At 43.1% G+C, this 26,500-nt stretch carries 33 protein-coding genes; 10 read left to right on the top strand and 23 right to left on the bottom strand.

Features of this window, described 5'->3' with window-relative positions; all coding sequences use genetic code 11:
- Positions 1-13: 13 nt before the first annotated feature.
- The 5 genes from F6K64_RS27110 to F6K64_RS27095 form a co-directional block, all read right to left on the bottom strand.
- A complete protein-coding gene (locus F6K64_RS27110; RefSeq protein ID WP_287266914.1) occupies positions 14-1,471 on the bottom strand; it encodes an FtsK/SpoIIIE domain-containing protein in 1,458 nt (485 codons plus the stop codon).
- 369 nt (positions 1,472-1,840) lie between these two features.
- A complete protein-coding gene (locus F6K64_RS38440; protein ID WP_353815004.1) occupies positions 1,841-2,131 on the bottom strand; it encodes a GIY-YIG nuclease family protein in 291 nt (96 codons plus the stop codon).
- 71 nt (positions 2,132-2,202) lie between these two features.
- On the bottom strand, positions 2,203-2,478 hold the full coding sequence (locus F6K64_RS27105; protein WP_287266912.1) for a hypothetical protein: 276 nt from the start codon (positions 2,476-2,478) through the stop codon (positions 2,203-2,205).
- A gap of 59 nt (positions 2,479-2,537) precedes the next feature.
- Positions 2,538-3,263 carry a hypothetical protein gene (locus F6K64_RS27100; RefSeq protein WP_287266911.1) on the bottom strand — a complete coding sequence of 242 codons (726 nt, stop codon included), beginning with the start codon at positions 3,261-3,263 and terminating at the stop codon, positions 2,538-2,540.
- Positions 3,264-3,941: 678 nt separating this feature from the next.
- A complete protein-coding gene (locus F6K64_RS27095) occupies positions 3,942-4,241 on the bottom strand; it encodes a Gp49 family protein (protein ID WP_287266909.1) in 300 nt (99 codons plus the stop codon).
- A gap of 14 nt (positions 4,242-4,255) precedes the next feature.
- Here F6K64_RS27095 and F6K64_RS27090 point away from each other — a divergent pair, with 14 nt between their 5' ends.
- Both F6K64_RS27090 and F6K64_RS27085 read left to right on the top strand, forming a co-directional pair.
- A complete protein-coding gene (locus tag F6K64_RS27090; protein ID WP_287266907.1) occupies positions 4,256-6,523 on the top strand; it encodes a hypothetical protein in 2,268 nt (755 codons plus the stop codon).
- A complete protein-coding gene (locus F6K64_RS27085; protein WP_287266906.1) occupies positions 6,523-8,472 on the top strand; it encodes a hypothetical protein in 1,950 nt (649 codons plus the stop codon). The genes F6K64_RS27090 and F6K64_RS27085 overlap by 1 nt, the downstream gene beginning before the upstream one ends.
- Positions 8,473-8,758: 286 nt before the next feature.
- Here F6K64_RS27085 and tnpA (F6K64_RS27080) read toward each other — a convergent pair whose 3' ends face one another.
- On the bottom strand, positions 8,759-9,157 hold the full coding sequence (gene tnpA / locus F6K64_RS27080; RefSeq protein ID WP_287266905.1) for an IS200/IS605 family transposase: 399 nt from the start codon (positions 9,155-9,157) through the stop codon (positions 8,759-8,761).
- Positions 9,158-9,232: 75 nt separating this feature from the next.
- Here tnpA (F6K64_RS27080) and F6K64_RS27075 point away from each other — a divergent pair, with 75 nt between their 5' ends.
- A complete protein-coding gene (locus tag F6K64_RS27075; protein ID WP_287266903.1) occupies positions 9,233-10,438 on the top strand; it encodes an RNA-guided endonuclease InsQ/TnpB family protein in 1,206 nt (401 codons plus the stop codon).
- 9 nt (positions 10,439-10,447) lie between these two features.
- Positions 10,448-10,936, top strand: coding sequence for a hypothetical protein (locus tag F6K64_RS27070; RefSeq protein WP_287266902.1), 489 nt, complete (start codon positions 10,448-10,450; stop codon positions 10,934-10,936).
- Positions 10,937-10,940: 4 nt separating this feature from the next.
- On the opposite strand, the gene F6K64_RS27065 is transcribed toward F6K64_RS27070, so the two are convergent.
- The 13 genes from F6K64_RS27065 to F6K64_RS27005 all read right to left on the bottom strand — a co-directional run bounded on the left by F6K64_RS27065 (position 10,941) and on the right by F6K64_RS27005 (position 18,799).
- Positions 10,941-11,744, bottom strand: coding sequence for a hypothetical protein (locus F6K64_RS27065; protein WP_287266900.1), 804 nt, complete (start codon positions 11,742-11,744; stop codon positions 10,941-10,943).
- A 167-nt stretch (positions 11,745-11,911) separates the two neighbouring features.
- Positions 11,912-12,412, bottom strand: a complete 501-nt coding sequence (locus tag F6K64_RS27060; RefSeq protein ID WP_287266898.1) for a hypothetical protein — start codon at positions 12,410-12,412, stop codon at positions 11,912-11,914.
- 88 nt (positions 12,413-12,500) lie between these two features.
- Positions 12,501-12,932: a hypothetical protein gene (locus tag F6K64_RS27055; RefSeq protein ID WP_287266895.1), complete on the bottom strand. Its 432-nt coding sequence runs from the start codon at positions 12,930-12,932 to the stop codon at positions 12,501-12,503.
- A gap of 22 nt (positions 12,933-12,954) precedes the next feature.
- The gene (locus F6K64_RS27050) at positions 12,955-13,404 is read right to left on the bottom strand and encodes a hypothetical protein (RefSeq protein WP_287266893.1); all 450 of its coding nucleotides are present in this window, start codon (positions 13,402-13,404) and stop codon (positions 12,955-12,957) included.
- A gap of 100 nt (positions 13,405-13,504) precedes the next feature.
- Entirely contained in the window at positions 13,505-13,708 is a 204-nt protein-coding gene (locus F6K64_RS27045) for a hypothetical protein (protein ID WP_287266891.1), read from the bottom strand.
- Positions 13,709-13,839: 131 nt separating this feature from the next.
- Positions 13,840-14,199 carry a hypothetical protein gene (locus tag F6K64_RS27040; RefSeq protein WP_287266889.1) on the bottom strand — a complete coding sequence of 120 codons (360 nt, stop codon included), beginning with the start codon at positions 14,197-14,199 and terminating at the stop codon, positions 13,840-13,842.
- A gap of 211 nt (positions 14,200-14,410) precedes the next feature.
- Positions 14,411-14,641, bottom strand: coding sequence for a hypothetical protein (locus F6K64_RS27035; RefSeq protein WP_287266888.1), 231 nt, complete (start codon positions 14,639-14,641; stop codon positions 14,411-14,413).
- A gap of 2 nt (positions 14,642-14,643) precedes the next feature.
- Entirely contained in the window at positions 14,644-15,225 is a 582-nt protein-coding gene (locus F6K64_RS27030) for a hypothetical protein (RefSeq protein ID WP_287266887.1), read from the bottom strand.
- A gap of 76 nt (positions 15,226-15,301) precedes the next feature.
- Complete coding sequence (locus tag F6K64_RS27025) at positions 15,302-15,727, bottom strand: hypothetical protein (protein WP_287266884.1); 426 nt, start codon at positions 15,725-15,727, stop codon at positions 15,302-15,304.
- On the bottom strand, positions 15,724-16,149 hold the full coding sequence (locus tag F6K64_RS27020; protein WP_287266882.1) for a hypothetical protein: 426 nt from the start codon (positions 16,147-16,149) through the stop codon (positions 15,724-15,726). Before F6K64_RS27020 ends, F6K64_RS27025 begins: the two co-directional genes overlap by 4 nt.
- Positions 16,150-16,280: 131 nt before the next feature.
- A complete protein-coding gene (locus F6K64_RS27015) occupies positions 16,281-16,736 on the bottom strand; it encodes a hypothetical protein (RefSeq protein WP_287266881.1) in 456 nt (151 codons plus the stop codon).
- A gap of 160 nt (positions 16,737-16,896) precedes the next feature.
- Complete coding sequence (locus F6K64_RS27010) at positions 16,897-17,673, bottom strand: hypothetical protein (RefSeq protein WP_287266879.1); 777 nt, start codon at positions 17,671-17,673, stop codon at positions 16,897-16,899.
- Between the two features lie 130 nt (positions 17,674-17,803).
- Positions 17,804-18,799, bottom strand: coding sequence for a hypothetical protein (locus F6K64_RS27005; RefSeq protein ID WP_287266878.1), 996 nt, complete (start codon positions 18,797-18,799; stop codon positions 17,804-17,806).
- A 64-nt stretch (positions 18,800-18,863) separates the two neighbouring features.
- Here F6K64_RS27005 and F6K64_RS27000 point away from each other — a divergent pair, with 64 nt between their 5' ends.
- Positions 18,864-19,112 carry a hypothetical protein gene (locus F6K64_RS27000; RefSeq protein ID WP_287266877.1) on the top strand — a complete coding sequence of 83 codons (249 nt, stop codon included), beginning with the start codon at positions 18,864-18,866 and terminating at the stop codon, positions 19,110-19,112.
- A gap of 27 nt (positions 19,113-19,139) precedes the next feature.
- Here the strand turns inward: F6K64_RS27000 and F6K64_RS26995 are convergent, their stop codons facing one another.
- Entirely contained in the window at positions 19,140-20,945 is a 1,806-nt protein-coding gene (locus tag F6K64_RS26995; RefSeq protein ID WP_287266875.1) for a hypothetical protein, read from the bottom strand.
- Between the two features lie 458 nt (positions 20,946-21,403).
- Here F6K64_RS26995 and F6K64_RS26990 point away from each other — a divergent pair, with 458 nt between their 5' ends.
- Positions 21,404-21,892, top strand: a complete 489-nt coding sequence (locus tag F6K64_RS26990; RefSeq protein ID WP_287266872.1) for an AAA family ATPase — start codon at positions 21,404-21,406, stop codon at positions 21,890-21,892.
- Complete coding sequence (locus F6K64_RS26985; RefSeq protein WP_287266870.1) at positions 21,892-22,161, top strand: hypothetical protein; 270 nt, start codon at positions 21,892-21,894, stop codon at positions 22,159-22,161. Before F6K64_RS26990 ends, F6K64_RS26985 begins: the two co-directional genes overlap by 1 nt.
- 105 nt (positions 22,162-22,266) lie before the next feature.
- Here F6K64_RS26985 and tnpA (F6K64_RS26980) read toward each other — a convergent pair whose 3' ends face one another.
- Together tnpA (F6K64_RS26980) and F6K64_RS26975 are read right to left on the bottom strand one after the other, a co-directional pair.
- Entirely contained in the window at positions 22,267-22,656 is a 390-nt protein-coding gene (gene tnpA, locus F6K64_RS26980) for an IS200/IS605 family transposase (RefSeq protein ID WP_287266868.1), read from the bottom strand.
- Positions 22,657-22,854: 198 nt separating this feature from the next.
- The gene (locus F6K64_RS26975; RefSeq protein ID WP_287266867.1) at positions 22,855-23,106 is read right to left on the bottom strand and encodes a hypothetical protein; all 252 of its coding nucleotides are present in this window, start codon (positions 23,104-23,106) and stop codon (positions 22,855-22,857) included.
- A 103-nt stretch (positions 23,107-23,209) separates the two neighbouring features.
- On the opposite strand from F6K64_RS26975, the gene F6K64_RS26970 reads away from it, so the two are divergent.
- Complete coding sequence (locus F6K64_RS26970; RefSeq protein ID WP_287266865.1) at positions 23,210-23,713, top strand: hypothetical protein; 504 nt, start codon at positions 23,210-23,212, stop codon at positions 23,711-23,713.
- Positions 23,714-23,844: 131 nt separating this feature from the next.
- Here F6K64_RS26970 and F6K64_RS26965 read toward each other — a convergent pair whose 3' ends face one another.
- A complete protein-coding gene (locus F6K64_RS26965) occupies positions 23,845-24,450 on the bottom strand; it encodes a hypothetical protein (RefSeq protein WP_287266863.1) in 606 nt (201 codons plus the stop codon).
- 349 nt (positions 24,451-24,799) lie between these two features.
- Between F6K64_RS26965 and F6K64_RS26960 the strand changes: the two genes are divergently transcribed.
- Positions 24,800-25,333: a hypothetical protein gene (locus F6K64_RS26960; RefSeq protein ID WP_287266861.1), complete on the top strand. Its 534-nt coding sequence runs from the start codon at positions 24,800-24,802 to the stop codon at positions 25,331-25,333.
- A 213-nt stretch (positions 25,334-25,546) separates the two neighbouring features.
- Positions 25,547-26,368, top strand: coding sequence for a KilA-N domain-containing protein (locus F6K64_RS26955; protein WP_287266859.1), 822 nt, complete (start codon positions 25,547-25,549; stop codon positions 26,366-26,368).
- Positions 26,369-26,500 lie beyond the last annotated feature (132 nt).

Genomic DNA, 26,500 nt, shown 5'->3' with positions numbered 1-26,500 from the left:
CTGTAGAATACAGTCATTTGTCAAGGTAAGAGACTATTGAATCTTTTGAGTATCTCCTGTGTCCTTGTTCCGTCCGGTAGGCGTAGATCTTGCGACTGTCTGACCATCTGGCCAAGGTCCGAGTGCTAAACCCAAATTCATCTTGTGCTTGCTTCGGGGTGAGGTAAATGGTTTTCCTGTTTTCGATGGCAGGGGAAGCGTAGGGTACTTGTAATCTGACAAAGGCTTCCGTGGCAGGGTCGGACAAGTAACAGTCCCCTTTACCCAGTAGCTGATTACTCCGAATGGATTGACCTGCGGCATCCTCTCCATCCTGTCTATTGGTCGTCTTCAGTATCACACGCACAGGGAGGTTGCTCTTTATCCCAGATGACAAGCAATCAGTTGTAGTCTTTTGGGTGAAACCAATGTAATGAATGTCCGCAGCTCTTCCTTTCCTGGTTATTTGTGCGATCGCTGCATTCCCATATTTTTTGATGTCCTTGTCAGAGGAAGCGGTGACATCTGGAATCTCATCATGGAGGATGAACAGCGCTGGCAGCGGTTCCTCTGATTGGGCGTTATAACTGGCCAGGTCTGTACATCCTGCCTCTGCTATCAGCCGATACCGGTTTTCCATTTCTTTCTCGATGTTCCGAAAAAGTGCGATCGCTTCTTCCGGACTTTTAGCTGTCGGTTCCCACAGTCGGGTTCCCATGGAATCAGCGAAAGCAAAATCGACTTGCTTCGTGTCAATAAACACCAGCTGGACCTCCTCCTCTGAATACCAGTCGGTGAGGCTTAACACTATGGTTTTAGCTAGCTCCGACTTCCCGCAGCCGGTGCATCCCGCTGCCAGCAGGTGAGGACTGGATGAGTTGGAAAAGTCCACCGTCCTCGGACTCCCTGACAGGTCATATCCAATCATCGCACAAAGACCCTCTGGTTTCTCTTCTGTCCGATATTCGGGAAAAGTGCGATCGCTTTTTGCTATGTCAATGCACACACCTTCCCCTGTTGTTGTAATAATGGGAGGTGAGCTCACTCCCAACCACACTTGGATATCCAGCTCGGTGTTGTTGATTGTAGATATTTTTTGGCCGGGCATTGGGGTAAATCGTAGACGGGTAAAGGTTGCCCCCGTAACCTCCCGTACAAACTCAAGATAAATCCCCAGTTCCCCCATCTTTGCTACAATCAGGTCGGCGGTCGGATTCCCTGTACTCCCTGACTCCGGGGGTGGAAATTGCTTTTCTACCAGCTCTACCTGGTGCGCTAACCGTTGGAGCTCTTCCTTCATTATCCTATGGTCTTGCTGGTTGTCGGCTTTCCGCCCCGCCCATGCTCCTCCCATGGCCAATAAAAAAGATGGGAGCGGTGCCCACCTTCCTAAGTTTTTATTCTCTTTTGCATCGATGGTGAACGGCAGCGATACCCCTGCGATCGCTGTAGTCGTTAATACCCAAGATGCGATTGTGTAGTTGATACCCATTTGTGACTCCAGTAGATTGCAACATACGTGAACGTCACCACTAGCAGCATCAGGAACAAGCTAAAGACTACATTCCAGTACCTCTCTCTTCCCTCGTAGTCCATTACCCCAAATCCTATTACCCCACCAGCGGCAACTATAAAACCTACTAGGAGAAAAACATTTGTCAGGGCGGTTGGAAGTACGGATGCCACGCAAACGTACGTCAACCCCCCACTAAATGCGACAACACATGCATTCAGCCATCCCCTGACATTGCTAGGAGGATACCAGAAGTTTTCTCTCCGGTAACGCGATCGGGACGACGGAAGTACTGGCATCCCCTCCATCTCTTCCCCAATCTCATATCCCTCACGCTTGACCGTTACCTTAGCCATGTCGGACACTCCTCCTTATCGTGACTTGGGGAGTTTGCGCTGAATCCTCAAAGTACGCCAATATCTTGGGGTCTCTCCTAAACCATTCCCCACGCACTCGGAAACATCGGAAACGCTGGTGTATTAGCTGCTCCCAGTTTCCTTCCTTCCTTCCAAGCAACTTCAGTTCCCTCGCGTTCCCTGTCTGGAGAGACGCCAGTCGCTTCTCCATGTTTGCTGTAGTGGAAAGTCCTATCTTCAAATACTCCCCATCCGTTATTAGGTATGTGATAGCCTTAGTCATTGCTTGCTTCCTCCATCTATGTGAAAATTGAAAAACCCCCAGCCGTAGCCGGGGGCGTGCATCACTAAATATTAGGCAAAACGGTCAGCTTTCTTCTTTAGTTCGCTGATTTCTTCTGACATTTCTGCCAGTCGTTGCTGGATAGATTGCATCCCTTTCTCCATTGCGTCTAAGCGTTGGTTGTTTTCCTTAGCTAAGACTACTAGCTCTCGGAGATACCACTCTTTCATATCTCCAGGTTCTGGGTTCGGCAGGAACCCATACTTGTCGTCATACCCCAGCTCTTTCATCTCGGCAGCTGTCAGGTTGTTGGTGTCGGACTGGTCGTTAATCTGTAGTTCACTCATTGTTTTACTTAGTTGGTGTTAGTTTACCTTTGCCCCAGCACTCGCCGGGGCTTCTTGGGTTAGATAGTGAATCGGGTCAAGCTATCTCTTACCGCAGAAACAGGGTCAACTCCCTTGGTAATTGAACACACTGCCAAGTATTCAATGTGGCCAATTAGCTCTAACTGATCAGCTGTGAACGTGTCTCGGATTAAGTCATCTTCGGTTAATCCACGCTCTAGCTTTATTTTCTTGGAAGTTTTTCCGAATATTTTTCGGTTAATATCATCAGAGACATTGTGGTAAACCCATTTGATGTAATTGGGTTTCAGTGACTCTTTGTTTTGTTCTATGTAAAGAGTAATAGCTTCAACAAGATTTAAGCGAATTTTCTTTCCCTTTAGCCTTGACTTGAGGATAGCCTGTTGCTCTTCTTTGTCTAACTGCTGATTAAAAGCTTGAGAAAATAGCTGATGCCAAGAAAGGTCGTTCATTGCATCAACTAGCAATTCAGCTGCCTCTAACCCTGACTTGTCTAACTTCCGAACTAACTTAGAGAAGTCAGGCAACAGCATGGCGTTTACAGCTTTAGAATGCAAAGAAGTTTTTAGCTTGAGGAATGAGAAACCCTTGCCCATCAAGGCTTTGACGTCCCTTGATGCGTTCTTGTTGAGGATTGAAAAGAAGACACATATTTGAGGCAAAGCAACAGCATAGGCGTCAAGCTCAAAACAGTAAAGTCCTTCTATTTCATAGTCTCCAATTTGAACAATTGCAATTTCGGCGTGTGGATAGTTTTGTGCCATAATAGGAATGTACTTTGAAGTTACGTTTGGGGTACTAGAGCGGTGGGGGAGGATAGTGTCTCCGCCGCTCACTTCTATATTATAGCACTTTGATTTACAGTTGTCCGGAAAGAAAAAATATACTATAATAGTAGAAGACAAGCACAATATGGGATTTAATCCTGTAGAGAACAGCCGTAATAAGAGTGGCTTACTACGGCTGTTCCTTTCCGTATTTAGGGATGATGACCTTGGTTCACCGTTGTCCGGATAGATAGAGAAATCCTTCTGTGAGAAGGTATGCTATAATATAGCCATTGATTAACTTTTTCAGACCGTCCTAAGCTTGCTCCCATACTTAGGCACCCACTGACCAATCTCTTCACGGTCAGTTTTTTTTTGGATTGATAGAATAAAAAAGTTTCTGATTGAATTCATCACCAGTCTTTTGTGACAACTCGTTAATCGTGAGATGAGTTGGGCGGTCCAGGGGTTGCTTCCTTGAACCGCCTTTTATTGTCAATAGCTTCTCTTATTGCAAGAACCCTCGAAAAAACCTTCACAGGCCAAGAAGCAGACATAGAGAGGAGTTGCCATATTCTCTGAGAATGATAGTGGCGACGTTTTCCATTAATATAATAGGTAATGAAAAACGTAACCACATCCAAACTAAAACGTAACCACACGTAAAAGGGTTATTCAATCCACAAAATCATCAGCACGACCAATATCAAAGAGATGTTGTTGAAGGAGATACCCCTCTAACTCCCATATCTTGTCGAGGAGCTGGTTGTTGGCCACGCGCTTGCCTGCCTCCTCGTTAAAAGCGGTTGTATCAACGCAAGCCCCTTGTCCCGTGATAATGAACCCGTTAGGCAATTGGCAGACCGCCACGACGATTTTAGGAGGGACTCCGTAGATTTCGTAGGTAAGGGCGGAACGGTCGAAAATATCTTGAACGTGATCGGGGGTAATCCCTGCCATGGTAGTATTGTTCAAAAACGCTTACCCCTATGGTTACACCACTGGTTAGAGTAGTCTCTGTCTTGTCGGAAACAGATGGGACTCCTGCCGTCAACAAGAAAATTTACTTTACACCACTGGAAGGCAGTTACAGTGACAATACTCAATGGCTAACCAATCCGATCAAAGTAGTCAGTGACGAAGATGGAAGGATAGAGGTCAACCTGGCAGCTAATCAGCTACATTTGAGCTACTACGAGACTCAGTTGCCTGACGGTAGCCATTTCGTGTTTTCAATGCCTAGAAGTTCAGTTAATGGGGAATTCATGGAATTATCTACGCTTCGCCTTTCTGCTCATTTAGCTTGCCTGCCAGAGTACAACACGATCGACCTAGTCAAGCAGGTAGTAGGAGATCAGTACATTACCAAGAGTGAGGCGGCTGAGGCTGCTGGAGTAAAAGGAGGTTTTCCTATACTCAATGAAAAGCTCCAGGTTGATATCTCAGTTATTCCTGTTCAAGAAATTAGTGAGGAACTAGCTAATAACGTAGCCACGTTGATCGAGTTTCCTCTTCAGTATGATCCGAACAATCCTGAGACTACTCAGAACGGTTGGATTAGTAAGTTTCAGTCCGATGCTGTCTATACCCCTTTATCTTTCAGCACAAATAAATTTGACCCTACCAACGAGATAACTATTGATGTTTCAAAAGACTATTGGGTTAATGGGACAACCCTGATGTCATATGTAGAACAACAAATGACAGCTGTTACCGAACAAGCTATTTCATTGTCTACGGCCAACTCTCTGTATGTGACCCAGGATTCCTTTTACCTTCCAGATAGGCCAGAACGAAAAGAAGGATGGGTCAAGGGAAGTACTTTAGAAGAAGTTATTACTTCTATAAGGACAGAAAATATCAATTTGTTTATTTCCAATAATAGTAGAGGTGATTTTGCTTTAAAGGAAGATGTCGAACAAAGTTTAAATGACTACTTAACAGTAGAGCAACTGCTAACAACTTTCCCTAAAATAAATCAGGTTCCTCCACTTGTCTCAGAAGGAGCTAACAAAATAGACCCTAGTTATCTTCCAGATGATTTACTGCATACCTCTATTATCTATGATGCTGCTGACAACGCAGACCCTTCTAACTTGATGAGTTATGCCTCTACAGAGCATTATGTAGAAGAAAAGTTGAAGGCAGTAGAAACCGATGGAGGGCAAACCGTTGATATGACGGAGTACCTCTTAAAAACAGATGCAGACAATAAATATCTCATCGCAAGTGATTTAAATACTAAGCTAACGGACTCAAACATCGTTCCTGTTCTTGATGGAGATGGGCATGTAAAAATAAGTGATCTTCCTGACATAACAGAAGACCATTTAGATTCATTGTTTTTGGATAAGCTACTCAAAAACAGCAACCTTTACAAGCTACCTGATGACGCTATTCCTGAGGATAGTCTAGAAGGAGATGGAGATGTTTTGACCTATCAAGCTTCTCGTGTGTTGTTTGCGCCTCTTTCTACAAGTGTTCAATTAGATCCAAACACTCAACGAATTCCTGTAGGTAGTTTACCAGACAAGAATATAATGGAAGGGGATTTACTCCCTTATCTAAGTAGTCACAAATATTTGAAAGAAGATTCTCAAAGTATTGTTGGGATCAAATCAGTTATAGACAATCTAGAAACCAATTTTGCGGCAATAGATAATGTAACAAAAACAATCTCGGATTCTGTTATCCCAGACTTGAGCGCCAATTATGCTGCACTTACGAGTGGGAAAATAGAAGAAACCCAAATCCCTGACTTAAGCGGTAAATACGCAGCTTTAACAGTCGATGACACTATTGCCATAGAGGCCATCCCCAATTTAGAGGAAAAATACGCACTTATCACAGATGGCAAAATAAAGGAAAGTTTGCTCCCCGATGATTTGGTAAGGTCAAGTAATGCTATTGACACTTCTCAGTTTTACTCTAAGACAGAAATAGATGCTAAATTTGCGTCTCTTCAGTCACCCAGGTATAAGACGAAGGAAATTGACAGCAATTACACGATAAAAGCTGATGACCACAGTTATGTTCTCTATGTGGTGTCTGACAATGTGACTATAGGCTTTGATGCCCCGACTTCAGTAGTTCCAGAAGGGACTTGGGTATCGATCATTAATGCTTCCCAAACAGAGATTACACTGAACTCAAATGCCTTTAGTAGAGGTAAACCTTACATCCTTAACACTGGATATACTCAAGCGTCCTTTGTTGTTGTTCAGGATAAATGGATTGAAATAGGGGTGGTAGTCTGATGTTATTAGGTCAAGGCAGCGTTTTTGCTCATGAGGTCCGTAAACCTTATATGGATGAAAACCATTATCAAAAGATTGATTTCTACAGAACTCCCCCCAGTCTCCTCCAAAATGCGGACAAAGGTACTTGTCGCATATTAGATGGAGGGAATACTGTTCATCTGCAAGGAGATATAGGGGTCGAGATACTACTCACAAACCGGCAAATCGATATTAACCCTTTAACTGTAATTCGGTTTGATTTTTGGAGTTCAAATCCTCCGGAACCAAAACTTTATCCAGGGGATCAACCTCAGAATAAACAAGAACTAGATCTGGCTGCGATAGCAGTAGGTACAGGCATTATTTATCAAGCTCTTCTTCAGGTTTATGGATGTGGAGAAAGAATAGGTATTAATAACAAATATGGGAGTCCTGGGGGCTCTAGTATTCTTAGAGGCAATAAGACATACCGATATGCAAATACTATTGACAGACTGGATAAAGTAGGCTCTTGGGTTAACTATGAATGGGTAGTGTTATCTGGGTCAACAAATAGAGGAAAGCAAGACAAGTTGTTTTTACTAGCTCGACATTATGGGATGAACAAAGCTGATGTAAAATTTAGAAACATTGAAATTTACAGAGACAAAGACCTCAAGTATTTCTCAGGCTATATTGGGAAATATACTGAACAAGATAAATATCCAACTGGAGACCCTCCACGGTATAATCCCACAGATGGAAAGTCAAGTGATTTATTTTATGGGTTAAAAGTCGCAGGAAATTCATGGAAAATACTTGAGTTATCCTCGTCTTTTGTAGTAAATAGATTGACTTATTGTGAATTTTGGTACAAGGTGCCAGTCTTGGGAGAGGCGCATGCCGTTGGTTTTTTTGAATCAGGCAAAGATGGTATTTCAGTTATAGGATTGGGAACCAAAAGGGAGTTTAGAGCTACTTCTAGCGATTTTGGGAAGAAAGTGATCAGGATTTATGGAGATGAAGAACTAGAGGCTCCTGTTGATGTGTTTGGAAGATATGATAAATTTCACTTTCAATGGGTAAAACAAAGGATTTATTTGGGGAATGTTGAAGCTTTCAAATATAGAGAACTGGCTTATTTTGCGGTAGCTTCAGATGATGATGCTGAGAGAAAGTCAGAAACGGTGATGACCAACCTGAAAATTAGGGAGATGAAGGTTGATCAGTTGGCACCAGCCGATACTCCCTACTTGTTTTGTACAAAAAGGGGAGTAGGAACTGATGGGCGAGTAAAAAGAGAACAAGGGGATTTCGTCTACCAATGGAAATCTTCCCAGTCTTCTTTTGCCCTGAATACCGATATTCCCATTCCTGACTCCGAAGATGGTGAACGTTTTACTGGACCAGCTTACCATCCAGTTTCAGCAACCCAAGGATTGACCTTCCCCTATATCCAGTACCCAGGGATTCAGCATGTTCCCAACAGTTTGCTGCAAAGTCCTATGGAGCATTGGGAGGAGTTTGATGAGCTTCACTACGCCTGTTGGATGGTGCTGGATTTGCGTGCCCATAGCGATCAGGGTAAAGAGGGAACTCTGTTCAATATCCAAGGGGATGGCAATGTTGGAGGCAAACCAGACTACATTCGGGTGTACACCAAGGCCGATCGCCTGCACTACAAGCATTCTGGAAAGGACTTCAGTGCTGACATTAGAGATCACTTAGGCTTGGCTCTTGTCAACATTGTTGCGGATGATGATGGAGTTCACCTCCTTGTCAATGGGCACATAGTGGGAGAGGAAGGGGTTGAGTCTTTGCTTCCCCATGCCAGCGATAATTACTCGCTTACCCTCTTGTCGGACAAAGACGGAGGAAGAGAGCACCCTTCTGAGGTCTTCTTGTTCCACCTCAGTGTATCTCATCCTGATCTTTCGTCAATCGAAGTGATCAGCCACTGGTACATGGAACATTTTGGAATTGGTTAACTTCTGTCTAAAAAATCCCTGCGAGGGCAGGGAAATGGCTTAACTATAACGCTATAAATCTATAGTGCTATAAATAGTTTGGCGTAGATCGATGGCTATTAGTCACTCTGTGGAAGGCTTTCAGGCATTCATTAAGAAAATAAACAAAATCTTTTTGTAACAAAAATGACAATTATAATGATCGTACCAATTACGGCATTAGGTACGGCATGGAATTACCAAAAAATCTAAGGGCGAAAGCCCCTAGATTCTATCTATGGGGATGAGCTCGCAAGGAATTTATTCCCTAAACCTCTTTTTGGTTTGAGACATATAGCTTTATCGTCTCCAGAGAAGCCCCTCCTACTGTAGAAAGAAAGTAGGAATTAGTCCACAGGGTAGGTAACCTACTTTTTAGCTTTGGAAATGAGGAGCGTAGATACCGGCTAGTCGCCCCTTTTAATCTCTTCACTACCTTGTGAATTCCAAATTGAGGGTCACACTCACAAAGTAAATGGACGTGGTCGGGCATCACCTCCAATTCAATGATTTCAACCTGGATCTCCTCTGCTATTTGGTAGAGGAGTTCTTTTAGCTTCTGTTCCACTTCTCCTACCAGTACGCGCCTGCGGTACTTTGGGCACCAAACTACATGGTACTTGCAGGAATAGACAATATTTTTATTGTGTTTGTAATTATTATCCATTTACCCTTGACATTAGATAGTTTATACCTATATAATGTAAGGTAGGTCGAAGCAAGATGTCAAGGAGGCATTCATATGTTGGTGATGGAGTTCAAGGCTGTCCTAAAAAAGCCTCAAGAATTAGCAATAAATGAAGCCATTAGAACAGCCCGCTTTGTTAGAAACAAGGTGCTCCGATTCTGGATGGATAATCGCGGGATCGGGAAGAAAGAACTCTATCGCTACAACACCCAGTTAAGAGATGAATTTGAGTTCGTAAAGCATCTTAACAGTCAAGCTTGTCAAGCTTCTGTCGAGAATGTAGAGCGTTCCATCAAACGATTCTTTGACAATTGCAAGAAAAAGGTTCCTGGAAAGAAGGGATACCCTAAGTTCAAAAAGCATTCCAGATCGGTGGAATATAAGCAATCTGGATGGAAATTACTACCAGACAAGAAAGCTGTTAAATTCACCGACAAAAAAGGGATAGGTCAAGTCAAGCTTAAAGGTACTTGGGACTTGTGGCTCGTAGACCAGAAACTCATAAAGCGGGTTCGTATAGTCCAAAGAGCTGATGGTTACTACGTTCAGTTTTGCGTAAAGATTAATAATAAAACTGAGCCATTACAAGCCACTGGCTGTAATGTAGGTCTAGATGTTGGGCTAAAAGAGTTCTACACGGACTCCGATGGATATGCAGAACCTAATCCTAGATTTTATAGAAAAGGCGAGAAACGCTTAAAGTTTTATCAACGTCGAGTTTCCCGGAAGAAAAAAGGCTCCGCTAACCGCAAGAAAGCCATCAATAAATTAGGTAGACAACACCTCAAGATAAGTAGGCAGCGTGAAGAACATGCGAAGAGAGTCGCACGTTGCGTAATCCGGTCTAACGACTTGGTCGCCTATGAAGACTTGAGGGTGAAGAACCTGGTTAAAAACCATTGTCTAGCTAAATCTATTAATGATGCAGGTTGGTATCAATTCCGGAAATGGTTAGAGTATTTTGGCGAAAAGTTTGGGCGAATTACTGTTGCAGTAAATCCAGCCTATACTAGCCAAACCTGCTCAAATTGCGGTGCGATAGTGAAGAAGTCACTGTCAACTCGAACCCATGTTTGTGAATGTGGATGTGAGTTAGACAGAGACCATAACGCCGCAATAAACATCTTAACGAGAGCCTTGAGTACGGTGGGGCACACCGGAACTAAAATCAACGCTTGGGGAGATTTGTCCTCTACTCTTTCTGGCTCCGGCTTGATCGAGCAAGACGGGTCTGTGAACCAAGAATCCCCCGGCTTATAGCCGTGGGGAGTGTCAAAGGACGATTTCTTTAACTTAGGACCGACAGACCTGTTCAGAGGGAATCTCTTTGCTGATAACGGGAATGGACCGGACACTTACATTCCAGGGGCAGGCGATATCCTAGCAGTGCCAATAGGTGACAACTTGATCGAAAGCAATAGAGTGATATCCATTGGAAATGGTGCTACCTTTGTCTTTCAAGATAACGGAGATTTCACCTTCAACCCAAATGGAGCATACGACTCTTTAGCACCGGGAGAAGAAGCATCTCCCATAACTTTCCTCTACACATATTTTGATGAAGATGAAAATCCACTTGTTAGTTCGGCGAGAATTACTCTACAAGTGATTGGGGAAGCTGCGACTGCTCCAATAGCTCAGAGTGATGTCTTTAGCATTGCAGAAGATGGCCAAGTATTTGCCAGTCTTTTTGACGACAACGGGAACGGAAGAGATGAAGGGGATGGACCTCTGACCCCAACTTACGGGAGTAGATGAGGTTTTACATTAAGTCACGGCGGAGGCAAAGCATTCCATCCTCATCATGCCAAAGTGGTCCTTTGACTCCGGTTTGTAGTTCAGCTATCAAGGTGCGGTACGCAACTCCTATTAATGCAGCATTAAGCCCTGGGTAAGTATTTGCCTTTACCTGAAGTCCATTCGGTGGAACTCGCACAGTTTTCTTTTCTGGCATTTGTCCCGTTAACGCTTTGCGGAGCTCTGCCGCTCGTTGCCCAATTCGCTGATTGGAGATGGGACAATCAACAATCCCATTGGCTGCTAGCCATTCCCCAACACAATGAGGTGGATTTGTGGCAGATACCCGGGACAACTCTTCCGCTAGTATCTGCATCCCTGGAAGGAAATCTAGAAACGACTCTACTGGGTTTACCTTCTCCCCAAACAACTGATCCGCCATGTCAATTAGCTTTGAGGCAGTGTAAGCTTGCTGCAACTCAATCGCTCTTGTCAACTGCTTATTATTCTTTGTATACCGTATTTGATATATTCCTACTCCCGCATATCCTTCTGGATCTAAAACTGAAATCTGTTGCACTCCGCCTTTCGTTTCTCCAAAAATTTGAGCCACCTTGTACTCTTCTCCCAGTAAGGCTTTGAAGCTTTTAGACTCCAAAATTTGAGCCACCCTGTAGTGATGAGATAAAAGGTAATTTCTGGCCGTTCCACGTTGAGAACATTTGTAGTTTGACTTACCTGGCATTTTGTACATTTCCAAGTTGATGCCAGGGATAATCACTTGTGGTGCGACGTATTCGGAAAAATCTTGATTGTTCTTGCTGTTCATGTTAGTATTAACTTATGTTCGGTTTTTTGAACCTAGAGAGCGGCTACCTTTGCACGGGATGAGCCGCTTTCTGCATTTATTATAGCGCAGTGGTGAACAGTATTGTGTACAAAAAGAAAAACCCCCGGTGGAGAGCCAGGGGTTTTTCTTTGGTCAGTTAGGAGAGATTAGAGGTAATGGTCTCCATAATCTTCAATGTGTTCCCATTCAGTCTCTTGTGAAAAAATGACTTGGTTAGCATCTTGAAGAGACATTCTAATACTGTAAACTTCCTCGTTGGTTACGTCCGTCTGGAACAGGTTGATGGCTGATGGTAAATCTGCTCGTAGTTTTTTAAACAGCTGCATGGGGTTTTCCTTGGGGGGTAAATCAATGAATTTCTTGACATCTTCAAACCACTGGTGTTGAATCACAAGGCTGTACTTCACCAGGTATTTGTTCACAGGGTAGACCTTTTTCCGGTCATCCCAATCGTACTTGTCAAAATCAACCTGAGGCATGTCTGCTGCATACCCAATAGATTCTATGAAATTCCGCAATTCGTTGACATAGCGTACCCAGTGCCCACATTGCCTCTTGTTTTCATCAGTTATCCAACCTAGACGTTGGTTGTCTTTTTTTAGTTTCTTGTTCTCTTTAATGAGTTCTTGAATTTGTTCTGGTGTCATGTCTTTCTTCCTTATTAGTCGTGATCAGGTGTCGAAAGGATGCTAATGAGTTCGGATGGCTCTCCTGTCAGTTAGTCCATCTTGGAGGCTAAATTACTAAAGTGCCATGAGTTTGTTTTAGTGTGTCTACAACTAGGGGAGAAAGTTTGATTTCGTTTACTTGATGCCATCCATCGTTTATAAAAATATATTCTCCTACAGATGGTTTTAGTAGTGTAGTAGTGACTCCTACAGAGATTGATTCTCCAGAAAGTGCATTTCTACTTTCTACCTCCCATTTTAAAGAGTCGGGGGAAGGCATACTTAAAGTGACATAGACTACCCCATCGACATCTTCTTCTTCCATTAAAGAGGTGTCCATGTCTGCATCAAATATTTCAACGCTTTCGACGAAATATGAATAACATGATTTTAATGTTATTTCTTGATTTTTAACTGGGACACCAAATTTGGTTTTCCATTTTCCTAGTTTTTTGGAGTTACAATCTGTCTGATATATTACCCAAGTAGTCTCGTTCATTTTCTTTTCCTTTGATTTTGTCTTAGTCGTGGTCAGGTGTAGAGAGTATGCTCAGGAGTTCGGCCTCTAGCTCTTCAATATGCTTAAGCTGTAGCTTACTTGTTTCTTCTTTTTGTTCCAATTCGTAGATGGGAAGAAGAACCCTTACTTGGACTGCAACAGGAGAACCCCGAAGGATTATCCCCAGTCGGATTGCTCCTTGGCTAGTCCAATAGGGTTTCCGTAAATGGCGGACGCCATCGGAAACAAACTCATGACGAAATTTCTTGTAGGTGTCAATTATGTCGGCTTCTGATACCTCGTAATATGCAGCGACTTGAGACGTGGACCACTTGTCATCCCTTTTCTCCGCATGGTCTAGAATTAACCGAGCTGCTTTGTAGTTATACAGCATGAGGGGAGTAATCTCAAGACCCTCCGATAACGCACGAAAGTATTTTTCTTGAATGTTAGAGAGTGTTGGTGTTAACATATTGACATTTGCTGTATTTTTGTGATAGAGGGGGAATCTGTAGGTGGATTCCCCTTCTCTTTCTTAGTATACTACTTTAGAGTGCAGTGGTCAGGAAAAATCAGAGTTCAAAATGACCTTTTTTTGCCGATTCAATCATCATTTTCCCAGTAGCTCCCAAACCGTATAAGGAAGAGGCTCCTAGTGCTATTTTCCAGGTTAAACTCTCCATCTTTGGAATAGCAGTAAGTACAGCAAGAGAGCAACCGAGAGACAAACCATAAGAGATCCATAGTATGACTTTGAGTAGGGTAGAGGTTTTCATGTTTGCAACATTTTGACTGTTTCTATTTTATTCTACTACTTCAGTCTACAGTTGTCAACAGTAAAACAAAAGAAACCCCCAGCCGTAGCCAGGGGTCCCAGTTTAGGGAACTAATCCAATGTTCCTTTATTCTAGGCTTTGCCGCAGTCAATGACTTTAACCGGACCTCGGCCTGGATTGTCCCGTTCAAATTGGTCAGCTATCCTGTCGATGCGAGATGGAGAAGCTTCTACTCGCTTACTGATGCCCCTTACGGAAATACTGTAGTTACGCTTGTCGGAGAAGCGAGTGGTGGTGTTTTTCCGGTGCTCCTCTTGAAATTTCTTGACATGACGATTGGATTCTCCTCGGCTAATCATGCCATCTCTTTTGATTTTCTTTGCATCACTGGGTTTGGTTACGTAGGTGCGATTTACCCGTCCGTTGGAACCTCGCGTGATGTAAGTTTCAGAGCTTTCGTCAGTGTTCTTGCGGCCAAATAGATTAAACATTAGCTGTATTTGATTAACTTACTTTCAGTATACTACTTTAATTTACAGTTGTCAAGCCAAAAAAAATATAGCCATTGTAACATGGCTATATCCTTCTCTGTGAAATAGTCCCCTTAATGCTAACTGTGGTAACATGAAAGCGCAAATATAAAGGAGACGTTTGCGCCAATCGATGAATGGACTGATGGCGTCCTGCTCGCTGGGCGCTTTTTTATAGGTCAAGCTGTGATTGCTGACAAACTGGAGGATCTGGAACAGTGTTGAGTAAGTATCCTGTCCAGTTTACAATCAAGAGCCCTCCAGCGACGGACAAAACCATGAAGAAATAAGCCGCTGCCGTCAAAACGGGAAGAGACCCGATGAACAGAATAGCCTTTGTACAGAAGATGAGGGTCTTTTCGTTTTCTTTATTCCATTCCTGGTATGTTTCTTTGAAGTTCATCATTAAGCTCCTTTTTTGTTTTGTTGACGTTTGCGCCACGAATAGTAAAAATGTGACATGCTTTTGTTCAATTCCGATTGGCTTTTCCAATGCAAGAAAGCAGGCATAAATTGGTCATCTTCTATGCAGTCATAGAAAAAATCGGGAAACCCATAAGCCTTTTGGAGAAATTGCAATGTTGGCTGAGATATGAGGATCGACCCAGGCAACAGTCCCATGACTTCCTTGTTACGAAACTTGTAGATCATCTTGAGTACCTGGCTAGCTAGTATTGAATCTCGTTCCTCGCTTAGCCAGCCGCGAGTACGGAAACAGTTGACATAAAAATGGCAATAGAGGTCACCCGTTTCATTTTGCATTTGATCCCACAAATCCCTTTCCGAAATGGCACACATCCATGCCACTAAGTCTAGATGCAGGTAAGCGTCTTTGACCTTCCCCCTGTTTGCTTCACGGAGAAAAGGGAAAGTATTTTGTGGGGTAATCCGGTTGTAGACCGCTAACAAGTTGTATTTCATGTTACTAAATTCAGCCATCAAATGTTTACCGTAGGCTAGCGTCAACCATTTGTCTAGATTGTTCATTTTGCCTATATGTGCTGTAGTGCTAGGGTAAAAGCAAATAAAAGAGAGGCCACTATCTCAATGACCTCTCAAGGGGTTAGTATCTGATCACCTCATAAGCGAACTCATGGTATTCGTAGAACTCCCCTTTTTGCAAAGCGTAGGTTTTTGAAAGGAAACAAGACTGACATCTTTCCTTGAGATAGATGGGAGGCAACTCCTTCCAATCCTCGTACCAGGCATCTGAAAAAATCCGGCGGTGCCGTTGAAAAGATTCCTCAGTCATCTGGTAAACCTTGTCTTCTCCTTCCGTTTGTTGTACGTAAGTTAGAGCAAAGCAATGACTTACGTAATCTTCCGTGTACCAGAAAAAGACTTCATGATTTACCAACAGATGCTTTTCATAGAACTTGAAAGCTGGAGGCCAACGCCCCTCTAGCCAACCAACAAAAGCCGGGTTGTTTCTTACCTGATCGAGTTTCTGGCGGGCGTTTTCGGAAAGAACGAATTTAGCGTAGTTCATGCGGAGATTAGTTGATAGGTGAAGGTGTGCTGTTCGGGAGTCGGTCCGTCTACTTGGACGTAAGTGCGCTCTAAGGTTTCGCTGGAAGTAGAACCTACCACGCAAGTTTCTGGCTCTGTATCGTCTTGCCATTCCTGATACCACTGATCGAAGCAAAGTAGATAGTGGGCTCGGCGAGACTTTGGGGTCATGGTAAAAACGCCCACTCCTGGCTCTTCAAACACCCGAACGTAAGTAATAGGCAAGTAATGATTTTTGTCTTCTGAGCACCAGGAGCAGTTCCACTCAACCGTTAGGTCTTCTCGCTCTATTTCCATTTCTTCTGGTGGTCGTTCTATGAGAGCCCAACGAGTCCATTCTTGGCACTCACGAACCGCCTGAATATCTTGGCGGGATTTGTTGGATAGCACAAACTTAGGCATAATAGGGGTACAGATCCTGTGTTCCTTTGGGTCTTAGCGGTTGCTAGATTTTCGAGGTCGTGGCAACCGCTAAATTTTTGCTACTCTTTTATTCTACTTTAGTTTACAGTAGTTGTCAAGGGTAGAATAGACTAAAACTTAAGCTTCTCTCCGTATTCGACGCTGTTAAATGACTTAATCAACTTTGAGTGTTCAAACCATAGTGGATTGAAAGAATGACAAGTTAGTAGGACTTGCTTTGCTTCCATTGACTCAATGTCTTGCCCTTCTTGAATCCACTGAACAAAAGCCTTGATTATGTTCTCAACAAATTGAGAGTAAGTAGCTGCCCTGATTTTAATACGAGGATTAGAAGTGTCTTGACTCAACAAATCGTAATGTGTTTGAATTTTGTTGATTAAGTTAGTCGCTGCATTTGATACCGCTTCCCCAACAAAAATAACACCTTCTAAGTTTTCTTGAAATCGCTCAAGAGAAAGCTGAAAATAACCTCGATTGATTCCACACTCAGAAACGTCATTTGCAGAGAGCATCCCTTGTTTAAATTCAACAACAAGAGTTTTGTTTCTTGCAGAAGTGTAAACCATGTCCAGGCTCCTTTCATTCCTGTCAGAGAACAATCGAGTATCCTGAAGCGTATACTCTGAGATATAGCCTTTTTCTCGTAGAAACCGAATGGGAAAGAACGACAACATGTTATTTATTTCTTCCCTTAGTTCATCTTCGCTAAGGCCAGAGAATTTATGATCAGTATAGGTCTGAGATGTCTTGCCCTTCGGTGCTACACGACTCGTCGGAACAATATTCGCTATCTTCATATCTATCGCCTTCTGAGTTAGATCTATGTTTGGCATTTTCAACTTCATCCTTGATGTTGTTTAGTATTTGCATTCCCCTTAATGCTGCTTCTTTCGGGAAAGCACTGATATCTGGGTGGAGGTGCCGAGCTACTTTTTTGTAGTTGCCAGCTTTTATCTCTTCCCTTGCAATTACTTCAGCGAAAGGTTTAGCTTGGGTGCAAATGAGTTCAGCGGCAGATGCAATCCGTGACTCTTCACTTTCTTCTTCTACAGGTTCGGGAACAGGTTCAGTTACTTCCTCCTTTACAGTGGGATGTTCTGGCTGTTCCTGTTGTTCCCTTACCACCATCACTTTATGGATATTGGCAAGGGCGTGCTCCCAATCTGCTGTGCTGCTCATCCGTCGGCCTGTGAGAGACCCGGGAGTACAGCATTGTTCAGCAAATACCTTCTTAGCCGGTAGTCCAGTAATCTTGGTGAATTCTGCTTTGACTCCTTCTCTTAATCTGTTGGAAGGTGTTACGTCTTCGGCAAGTATTTCGTTGATTACTGACTGAGGTACGGGGTCAGGCAGGTTTTTGAGAGCGTGAACCCAGTCCTGGATTCGCATCATTCGGCGACCGTCTAGGGAACCGGGAGCACAAGCTATGACAGCATTGCGCTTAGTAGCTGGCGCGCCAGTTAGCGCAGTGAACTTGTCTTTTAGCTTGGCTAGAGTTCCCATGTGTCTGAATGATGCAACATTGATTAACTTGCTTCTATAGTACTGTACTGTAAAGTAGATTGTCAACCCGGACAAAAATAAACCTCAGGAGAAAATCCCGAGGTTTACCTTGTATACTATGTCGCAAAAGCTATATTTCTAGCTCTTTTCTCTTCTTTAGTACAGCAGCCCAATCTGGCAAGCGAGTAATTTTGATGCCATTGCCTGAGCCCTTTATGTTGAGTTTGCACCGTGGGGCTAAGAACAAGTGACCACTATTGTCCCGTCCTCTGATGTTAACAGCTTCAAGAACTATTAAGTTACGCAATTTGTTGTCGCTACCCTGGACGTTCACGTTGGAATAAATGCCAGGGGTTATTTTGTGGTCACTGCCACAAATATTGCAGATGTCAGAGCTTGACTTAAGCTTTAGTTCTGCTCCCTCTTCAGAGAACTCCGGCCATCCAGTCACTGGAACAGCTTCCACAACAGGGGTTTCAGTCTCTTCTTCTTTAGGGAAAATGGCATCGACCACTTCATCCATTACTAATACGTTCGTTAATCCTGGGTCTGTACTGTAGCCCTCCTTGTCCCAGTTTGCGATCGCATCAAAATATCGAGACATCATTAACCGGCATGCGTCGTCATTGGTAATAAGAGAAATAGCTCCTGTTATGCCAGTCCCAGGATGAAGAGTAGGGTCATTCTTTAGCACCCATAGAGCGGCGCGATGAGTTTCAGACCCAATCCTGTCAAGCCAATCTATTCCGTCCTTGTCAGCCCCCCTAGTCGGCTCGCCTGTCAACGGGTGGAAATAAGCAGTGCTTAGCTCCTGCTCCGTTTGCTGTAACTTTTGTGGACTGTTAATCATTTCACTGGTGCGAGAGACCAGCTTGTAAATGGCTTGCCTGATTTCCTCTGCGGCTATTAGAGCAGACTGAGGGGCCATAGCCGTGTCCTCTTGAAGGCAGCCGATTAATTCAATCAATGGAAGATCAAAATAGATTATTGCCAGCTTGCGCTTCCGAATTGACTTCCCCCTTAGTAGTGGGACTAAGTGACGTAGGCTCTTATTATCTGCCGCTACTATCCCATCTGCAAATCGTTCGGCGGTAACATCTAGCGGGGTACCTTTTGTTTGTATCATTTACGCTTCTCAAATTAGTTTGTGTATACATTATACTGTAGTGGAAAGTACAAAGTCAAGGGATATGAGAAAAAAACAAAGAAGCGACAATTTATTTTCTTTTAGGATGAGCCCGGCTACGGTACGCCTTTTCAAAGCTTACTGCCACTTGTCAGGTGAAATGCAAGGGGAATTACTGGAGAGGTTGATCAAAAATTACATCAAAGAGATGGAATGGGAGGATCCTAATTTGAAGGAAGCGTTAGCGGCTTCGGTCAAATATCTGGAAATGGTGGCAAAAAGAAAAAAAAAACCAGTCAAGAATGACTGGTAGGAATAGTTGAAGGAGAAAGGCTCCTAGCTAGAACGAGCCGCACTCTTGGTGGTAGTTGAAAGCCTTGATTACCTCTCTTTTAAGCCACATTATACCGGCTTCAGATTTTACCGAGTGATTGTAGGCGTCAGCCACTGTTTGGCCTGTCTCTTGCGCGATCGCTTCAAACAGTTTCCCCGCTTCTTCGGTGCTTGCCCATTTCCGAAAAGCTAACTGAGCCGGAGGGTCGGTGGTAAGGAAAGCATTTGAAATGGAGTACTGAGCATAACTGATCTCAGCTGAGGAAAGACCGCTAGAAAGAAGGCAGTAATCCCTAGGGATTATGCTGCTGCGAACCCTGCGCTCTTTCTTGGAAAGCTGAGGGGGCTTTGTCTGAATTATCTCTTCAACGATGTCAGGACTGTATTGAACCAGTGTGCCATGTTGGCGAGCAATTCCCCTGTCTATCGCTTTTTGTGTAACAAACCATTGATCATATCCAGATTGGTTTTTTTCTCGGAATTGATACTCTAGCTGATAGTGAAGAATGTCGTTAATTTCTTTTGCTGTCCTTTTTCCAAGCTCTAGGGAAGACCTTCGCATTTCCTTGATAGTCTCCCACTTTGTTGAGCTTTCAAATTTCGCCCGTTCTGCCAGCTTGCTAGCTAAGGCGATATCCCACTTTCCTTCCCTGGTCTTCTGTTCTCCCTCCGGAGTTAGGTGCCAGCTCCGATTTTTCCAGAACTGAAAACCATAAAAACTGAGCAATCGTTGACACTCTCTTACCTTCAAAGGTTCAAAGTTTTCAGCATCTTGCTTTTGGAGGATCTTGTTGACTTCATCCGTCAGTTCACTCACTCCAATAAAATAATGCTCAAAATTACTGGAACGTAGATGCCATTCTGTATCCTCTGATCCAGGCTCTCGTTTTAATTCTAAAACAGGACGCTCTTCTACCTCTGCCTCTACCTCTACCTCTGCCTCTACCTCTACCTCTGCCTCTACCTCTACCTCTGCCTCTACCTCTACTGTTTCAGAGGTTTCTTCCGGGACTGCATCTAAGCCTGCAATAACGGAAGCGCGGAAGTCTTCCCATTCGTTGATCGCAAAACGGGGAATTACTAGTTTGCAGCGATCGGGATCCCACTTGAACCTTCCTCCATTGAGATCAGCGGGGCCACCGATCAACTTGAATGTAGGAGGCATGAACAACCATCGTTCTACTTCCTCTACAGAGATGCGTTCGCCATTGGCGCTCATGCTCGGAAGGTCGGTGTTTGCTGTCACCATTTCACAATGAGGTGAAGCGAAATAAGCATCTGCTACACTGGGATGACACCAAACGGTCTGTGTTTCTTCATCTGTCAAGAAAGCTCGAACGTTCAATTCATCTAAAGAAGCTAGTACCGCTTCCTCTTCTTCTAAATATCCCTTTAGTTCCTCCAAAAACACCTCATCTTGAGATTGTAAACGCCAAGCTGCAATTTTTCCTTTTGCAAAATAATTGTCAAGCTGTGCTAAACAATATTCTAAATAAAGACGATGAACAGGGCGATACCTTTTGGGTATGCGATTAAACCCTGGGAGTGTTGAATCCTCCTCTAGTTTTAGTTTTTCGTAATGGGCGTTCCATTCTTCTAGTATTGATTCCGGAAGCATTAAACAATGGTTCTCTTCATTGAAATCATATTGACTTTCCATATTTGAAGCCACTCCCAGCCTATTATAGACAGGGCGGCTATATAACCAGGCGTTTATGCTTCCTTTCCTTACTCCTTTTGTTTTTGCTTTGACTAGATTTAAGGTTGTTGCTTGTTCTACTTGAGTCATAATGTTGGTATCGGCTTCTTTCATGGATTTAGTTACTGGCGAGCTCTGATTTTTTACGCTCGCCTTTTCTCCGTTAGCTTTACTTTACTGTAGATTACAGTGTTCTGTCAAGGGAATCAGGATAAAAAGACAATGAAAGCGCACCCAATCATAGACTGGGTGAGCCATTCCTGTGTATATTTAGATCCGCAATAGGATTACACTCTGATGATCGTCAATTGTTAACCAATCAATCAGTATATCAGTTTGTGCTTCTACTAGATATAATATAAAAAGTCCTGTACCTATTCCTGGGCTACTCCACTCCCGAAAACCTCAACGGCACGTACGGTTGCCGTTGAGGTTTTCCCGCTTACAGGGAAGAAGTACTGTAACATACATTGACAAGTACAGAAAGAGTAATACAATAGAAATAAGATGGGTCGCTGAATTATCTCCAGCGACCCACTGCCCTTACTGCAAAGGACATATTAATTCTATCAATGCAAAAAGTTGACTGTTATATGCTGGTGGGCATACCAGCATCAGGCAAAAGCACTTATGCCAAAAAATTGGCAGAAGAAACAGGAGGGGTAATCGTTTGCCCTGACGATATCCGAAAGGAACTATGGGGAGATTCGGCGGTCCAGGGTCCTTGGAAAAATATCAAAATGAAATGTCTCACCAGGATGTTTTTTGCAATATCTCAAAATAAGACGATAATCTATGATGCAACCAATATACTGATCGAGCACCGTCAAGACGTCATGGTATCTATCAAGCAAAAATTGCCGATGCTTTTGTTTGATTGGAAAGCAATTTACTTTGCTGCCCCTTTTCAGTGGTGCGTCAAAAGGAATGAACTGCGAGAGCGGAAAGTACCTGTTGATGTCATAGAACGGATGAGATTTTCTATCGTCCCTCCCTCTGTAGAGGAAGGTTTCACCGAAGTAACCGTAATGAAAGCAGTAAACGTATTGGGAGGCCAATAATGACGATTTTCCCCGAAGTAATCGAAACATCTTTAGACTCTTTTTTTCTGAATGCATCCACAGCAGAGGAACGAGATGAGTTACACACCTTACTAGGTGACTTCGAAGAATTGACGGCTGAAACGCTTGGAGAAGTGGAAATTACCAGTTACTTGGTCTGTGCTTTTATGACCATGTATCTGAGGAACAAAGAGGAAGTTTCCCCGCATGTTTCCAATATCCGAACATTAATTAAAAACGAAATGTTTCACTCTGGTCAGCTCTTTTGAGGTAAAATAGAAGAGTACACAACACTCTGTGTTACTGCCTATTAATTACCGGTTCTACTATACAAGACAAACCCCTGTAGCAACACCTACAGGGGTCTATTTTTTTTATTTGTCGTGATAGGACTGGTCTAGGTAGCTGTCAACTTTGGTGTTAATCTCTGCCTCCGATGCGATCGCTTCACTGACAAAAAACAAGGAAGCAGTCCAGAAGCAAGGGTAACCTCGAAGATGAGGAAAGTCTCTTGTTAGCCCTTGGTACGTGTGCCTTTTGAATGCAGTCCAAACTTGGACGATCGAAGTACGAAAGTCATAGCAAAGGCTAAGATGAATTTCACTAAGGTTGATTTCTAGTTCGTTTATTACCCATCCTCTCTGGTTTGCTAATTCATAAATCAACTCTTCGCATCTATTGGCTACTTCGTTTACAAGGATGCCTCTCCTCCTTTTGGTTACCCACGTCAATCTGACGCGGGCATTCCCTTCCACTATTCTCATGTGCTCTAATTGTTACCTTCTATCCCATTCATCCTGGAAAATACCAGGAGTGCAGAACGTTAGGACTCCAATTATTACAGAAGCAGTTTCGTTTTCAGTCATGTCGTAAGTCGTCCATCCAAATATTGCTCCTGCAACCAAGCCACAGACGACCATTGATATCAAGGTCTTTTGGTTTTTCATTTGTTTGTTCTCTTTTCAGATCTGTGCGAGCAACAAGTCATTGCCGTTCTCATCTGTTATGGCAATGTTTAGCCATGCGTCGCATATATCTCCGTCACAATCCAAAGAATAGACATCCAAATCTAATATGGTGACCAAGTCGTCTAAAGGCGTCAGATTTTCAATCAGTTCCACCGGTAACTCGCGCTCAACGATAATAGAGTCAAATATGCCTTTAGCCGTCTCGAAGGCGTACTCTATGGTATAGGTCTCTGTAGTTGTCTCCATTGTGGTCTCCTATCCTGTGTTCTTGTTTTTATTATATAGTACTGTTGACTAAAGTGTCAAGCCAAGATAGAATAAAAACAGAACACAGGAAAGAAGGGAAAATATGAAGCCTTACATGTACCTCAACCCCTACGTGCTAGTAGAAGGAGTGGAATGGTTTATAAATCAGTGCAAGGAAGCTGTAGCGTTAAAAGAGAAATTGAAAGGGATTCCCCAAACACATTCCCGCGTGGCTTCAAGGGATTTTCGCTATGAGCACTTAGGGGATGAACTTCGGGAACTAATCCAAGATAGTAGTTTTCGGATGCATTACGGACGGAAAGAGATTAGCTTTAACACTTCCGGCGACAACTACCTAGTAAGGCAAGCGGTGGAAAAAAGCAGTGTAGCCTTGAACGACATCCCCCCGCACCTCAAGATGACTTTTAGGGAAAACAGTTTTAACGCGATCGGTTCAATTAGTGGAGCTGAATTGCACGTGATAAAAGGGGACCCAGTTCTCTTCCTCAAAACTCCAGTCTGGTGGACCAAAGACCAGAAGAAACCAAATTGGAGTTACAGGAAAGTCAATATCAAAAGTATTCACCGCTGGAGAGTCTACAGGTAGAATGTAGATCATCCAAGAGAGCCCTGATATATTTACACCCATCGCAGAATACGGATGGGTGTTTTTTTGCCACAAAAAAACCCGGCGGAGGCACCGGGGGAGAAGTTAATGAGACTTTGTCATGGTACTAGTTAAAAGCCAAAAAGTAAATTAAAAAGCCAAAGAGCTATCTTAATCAAAAAAACTATTACCCCTATTGAGATAGCAATGTCTAGTATTTTGAAAATCGCTTTAACAAAACTAAAAGTAATAGCTCCAACAGGTTCAGCTAGTTGTTCTAGTTTTGACGGTTTAGGTTTAAAGTTGTCAGAATTAAAACGCTCATTTCCTATTTGTCCATAAAAGCGATAGTAATAGACGTTTATTTTTATGAAGGGAAAATCTTCGGCTTTAAACCCTCCAGCCGAAAGTATTTTTTTTAAAGGCTCATTAGATGTTCGTACAATAGTCGAATAAGCTAATGATGTAGACTTCTTGTAATCTTCTGTCATCAGCAATACTGACAAATGATGAGCCTCAGACACTGATGTCCATTTTTTCTCCCATTCTTCTGACACGATTTTTTCAAACTCTTGTTTTACCTTTGCTATTCGTGTCAAGTAATGTTGCTTTGTCTCCTCTGAGAATGATTGCTTTCGGTCTTTCTCTCTGTATACATCTAGCAATTGATTGGCAAACCACTCTGATGCCATCTTAAGAATTCTCGGCTTGATTCTTATTATTTCAGTGTTACTCATTTTTCAATTGGATTTAGTTCTCTTTCTTAGTATAGCACTTTAGACTAAAGTTGTGCAAATCCAATGTTGTGTGCTCCTACGTGATTTTGTGCGTAACCACCCCTGGCTATTGTGTGGATTAGTGTGGCGACGTTTCGAAAAGCTATTGTCAATACGCCTCCTTGTTGAGAATCAGCCCTTTTATCACCACCCAGGCCGAAAGCTTTACGGAGAGAAGGATTTGGCATTGTCTGTGTGGATTAGTGTGGTTACGTTTTTCATATATATAATAGGTAATGAAAAACGTAACCACATCCCATCTAAAACGTAACCACACGTAAATCAGGTAAACCACGTAACAGGGTTAGTAATGCCAAGATTTGTATACGGTCAACCTCAATACATCAAAGGGTACAAGGTCGAATATTTCATGACGGTGTTTGCAGACTTCCTTGTCCCGCATCTGGAGGGGGACGAGAGGGAGCACCCTCGGTTTGAGCCTTTCGACAAATCTGGAGAGATTTACCGCATCAAATGCAGCGGCACACAGTTTGGCTTTGGGGACAATAAAGCTGTCACCACTTTGGTTACAGACCATTACCAAGGGGTTGTGAACAATTCTGAGGACCGGTCCAAGTATCTTCGCCTCAACCAGGTACTGGGAGCCATGGATAACCGGATTTTCCGTTTCCGAGTGCTTCCGGTCAATCTTGAGTCTGGCCTGATCGTGGTTGACTCCAGTACCGAAATGGAAAGACGCTTGGCTGATTTTGATTATCTCAAGTACTTGTACGAAATCAATCCAGGGGACTGTATCGGGTTCGAGTACTTGGACAACATCTCAATCCAGGAGATGGGTTATAAGTCCGTTAAGGAATGGGCTGACTTTGAGACTTCCACTTGAACAATTTCGCGACGCATTCCCCCACCTGAACTAGGTGGGGGTCAAGGAGCGCTGTAAAATTACAGCGCTATCAGAAACAAGAGAAAGGAGCAGAGAATTCAGGAGAGACTAGCAAGAATCAATACGCTCCAATTGTTTTTACTGGGTGTTAAAAATGCACAAACCTCTTATTGATTGCAATAAAAATATCATCATTAGTAGGACTAGTATAGCATGTTAATGCACTCGTTTGACGATTCCGAAACCTTCTTCCCTCAAGCAATTGAAGACACGACCATCGCAGGATGTCTAATTCCCAAAGGGTACATAAATGGCACCCTTATGTGCAAGAACCAGGGGAAACAAGTTAAATTGTATCTTCGCTTGAAAACGACGAAAGAATACATAGCAGAACTAGACTTACAGCTAAAAATAGACTTCCTAGCAGAACGGTGCATATTCTGCACCGTAGAAGAAATAGACGAAAAGATAGAAGAACTGAGGGAAAAAGGTGACAAATACATTCCTTGCTGTATTTCTATTACTGAGAAAAACAAAGTAGCTCCTTCTCTTCGAGGTGTGTGGCTTCACCCCGATATGGCAGTAGATTGCGCTAGTTGGATTAGCAGTAAATTCAAAGTCTGGGCTAATAGGACTTTGTATAAAGTAATTCGTGGAGATTTTACTGCTAATTCTCCAGAGGCTTTACAAGCCAAAGAGATGATTCAGCGAGCATGGGAAGTGCAGCTTATTCACTCTCGGGAAGAACGTCGTCGTTTTACTGATTGCCTTAAAGAATCAATAATTCTGGAGCATGGAGAGGACTTTTATAATAGTCCAAAAAGTGCTGCTATTTTTGCTAAATATACGGCAATCGCGCAAGACCGGCTGACAGGTTTTCAAAATTTCAATGGAACTCGTGAAAATTGTACGGAAGAACAATTAGATAAAATGATTTACTTCGAGAACAAATTTGCCACCTTGTTTGAGACGTTTTACCCCGACGATTACAGCTTTGATGAGTTGTTTGAATTAGCGTTAAGAAAGATGAGTTGACACTCCCCATAGCCCCATGCCAATAGCCCCATGCCCATAGCAAAAACCCCCGGCCACCTGTAGAGTGACCGGGGTTTTTTCTTTCTGCATCGACAACTTTACCCTACAGTGCTATACTCATAGCAGAAGCGG

The sequence above is a fragment of the Moorena sp. SIO3A2 genome (genome assembly GCF_010672265.1).
Lineage (GTDB): Bacteria > Cyanobacteriota > Cyanobacteriia > Cyanobacteriales > Coleofasciculaceae > Moorena > Moorena producens.
This window is presented reverse-complemented; position numbering and strand designations above follow the sequence as displayed.

Coding starts and splice junctions, on each gene's coding strand:
- F6K64_RS27110 (WP_287266914.1), bottom strand. CDS start 1,471: ATGGGTATCAACTACACAATCGCATCTTGGGTATTAACGACTACAGCG.
- F6K64_RS38440 (WP_353815004.1), bottom strand. CDS start 2,131: ATGACTAAGGCTATCACATACCTAATAACGGATGGGGAGTATTTGAAG.
- F6K64_RS27105 (WP_287266912.1), bottom strand. CDS start 2,478: ATGAGTGAACTACAGATTAACGACCAGTCCGACACCAACAACCTGACA.
- F6K64_RS27100 (WP_287266911.1), bottom strand. CDS start 3,263: ATGGCACAAAACTATCCACACGCCGAAATTGCAATTGTTCAAATTGGA.
- F6K64_RS27090 (WP_287266907.1), top strand. CDS start 4,256: ATGGTTACACCACTGGTTAGAGTAGTCTCTGTCTTGTCGGAAACAGAT.
- F6K64_RS27085 (WP_287266906.1), top strand. CDS start 6,523: ATGTTATTAGGTCAAGGCAGCGTTTTTGCTCATGAGGTCCGTAAACCT.
- tnpA (WP_287266905.1), bottom strand. CDS start 9,157: ATGGATAATAATTACAAACACAATAAAAATATTGTCTATTCCTGCAAG.
- F6K64_RS27075 (WP_287266903.1), top strand. CDS start 9,233: ATGTTGGTGATGGAGTTCAAGGCTGTCCTAAAAAAGCCTCAAGAATTA.
- F6K64_RS27065 (WP_287266900.1), bottom strand. CDS start 11,744: ATGAACAGCAAGAACAATCAAGATTTTTCCGAATACGTCGCACCACAA.
- F6K64_RS27060 (WP_287266898.1), bottom strand. CDS start 12,412: ATGACACCAGAACAAATTCAAGAACTCATTAAAGAGAACAAGAAACTA.
- F6K64_RS27055 (WP_287266895.1), bottom strand. CDS start 12,932: ATGAACGAGACTACTTGGGTAATATATCAGACAGATTGTAACTCCAAA.
- F6K64_RS27050 (WP_287266893.1), bottom strand. CDS start 13,404: ATGTTAACACCAACACTCTCTAACATTCAAGAAAAATACTTTCGTGCG.
- F6K64_RS27045 (WP_287266891.1), bottom strand. CDS start 13,708: ATGAAAACCTCTACCCTACTCAAAGTCATACTATGGATCTCTTATGGT.
- F6K64_RS27040 (WP_287266889.1), bottom strand. CDS start 14,199: ATGTTTAATCTATTTGGCCGCAAGAACACTGACGAAAGCTCTGAAACT.
- F6K64_RS27035 (WP_287266888.1), bottom strand. CDS start 14,641: ATGAACTTCAAAGAAACATACCAGGAATGGAATAAAGAAAACGAAAAG.
- F6K64_RS27030 (WP_287266887.1), bottom strand. CDS start 15,225: ATGAACAATCTAGACAAATGGTTGACGCTAGCCTACGGTAAACATTTG.
- F6K64_RS27025 (WP_287266884.1), bottom strand. CDS start 15,727: ATGAACTACGCTAAATTCGTTCTTTCCGAAAACGCCCGCCAGAAACTC.
- F6K64_RS27020 (WP_287266882.1), bottom strand. CDS start 16,149: ATGCCTAAGTTTGTGCTATCCAACAAATCCCGCCAAGATATTCAGGCG.
- F6K64_RS27015 (WP_287266881.1), bottom strand. CDS start 16,736: ATGGTTTACACTTCTGCAAGAAACAAAACTCTTGTTGTTGAATTTAAA.
- F6K64_RS27010 (WP_287266879.1), bottom strand. CDS start 17,673: ATGGGAACTCTAGCCAAGCTAAAAGACAAGTTCACTGCGCTAACTGGC.
- F6K64_RS27005 (WP_287266878.1), bottom strand. CDS start 18,799: ATGATACAAACAAAAGGTACCCCGCTAGATGTTACCGCCGAACGATTT.
- F6K64_RS27000 (WP_287266877.1), top strand. CDS start 18,864: ATGAGAAAAAAACAAAGAAGCGACAATTTATTTTCTTTTAGGATGAGC.
- F6K64_RS26995 (WP_287266875.1), bottom strand. CDS start 20,945: ATGAAAGAAGCCGATACCAACATTATGACTCAAGTAGAACAAGCAACA.
- F6K64_RS26990 (WP_287266872.1), top strand. CDS start 21,404: ATGCAAAAAGTTGACTGTTATATGCTGGTGGGCATACCAGCATCAGGC.
- F6K64_RS26985 (WP_287266870.1), top strand. CDS start 21,892: ATGACGATTTTCCCCGAAGTAATCGAAACATCTTTAGACTCTTTTTTT.
- tnpA (WP_287266868.1), bottom strand. CDS start 22,656: ATGAGAATAGTGGAAGGGAATGCCCGCGTCAGATTGACGTGGGTAACC.
- F6K64_RS26975 (WP_287266867.1), bottom strand. CDS start 23,106: ATGGAGACAACTACAGAGACCTATACCATAGAGTACGCCTTCGAGACG.
- F6K64_RS26970 (WP_287266865.1), top strand. CDS start 23,210: ATGAAGCCTTACATGTACCTCAACCCCTACGTGCTAGTAGAAGGAGTG.
- F6K64_RS26965 (WP_287266863.1), bottom strand. CDS start 24,450: ATGAGTAACACTGAAATAATAAGAATCAAGCCGAGAATTCTTAAGATG.
- F6K64_RS26960 (WP_287266861.1), top strand. CDS start 24,800: ATGCCAAGATTTGTATACGGTCAACCTCAATACATCAAAGGGTACAAG.
- F6K64_RS26955 (WP_287266859.1), top strand. CDS start 25,547: ATGTTAATGCACTCGTTTGACGATTCCGAAACCTTCTTCCCTCAAGCA.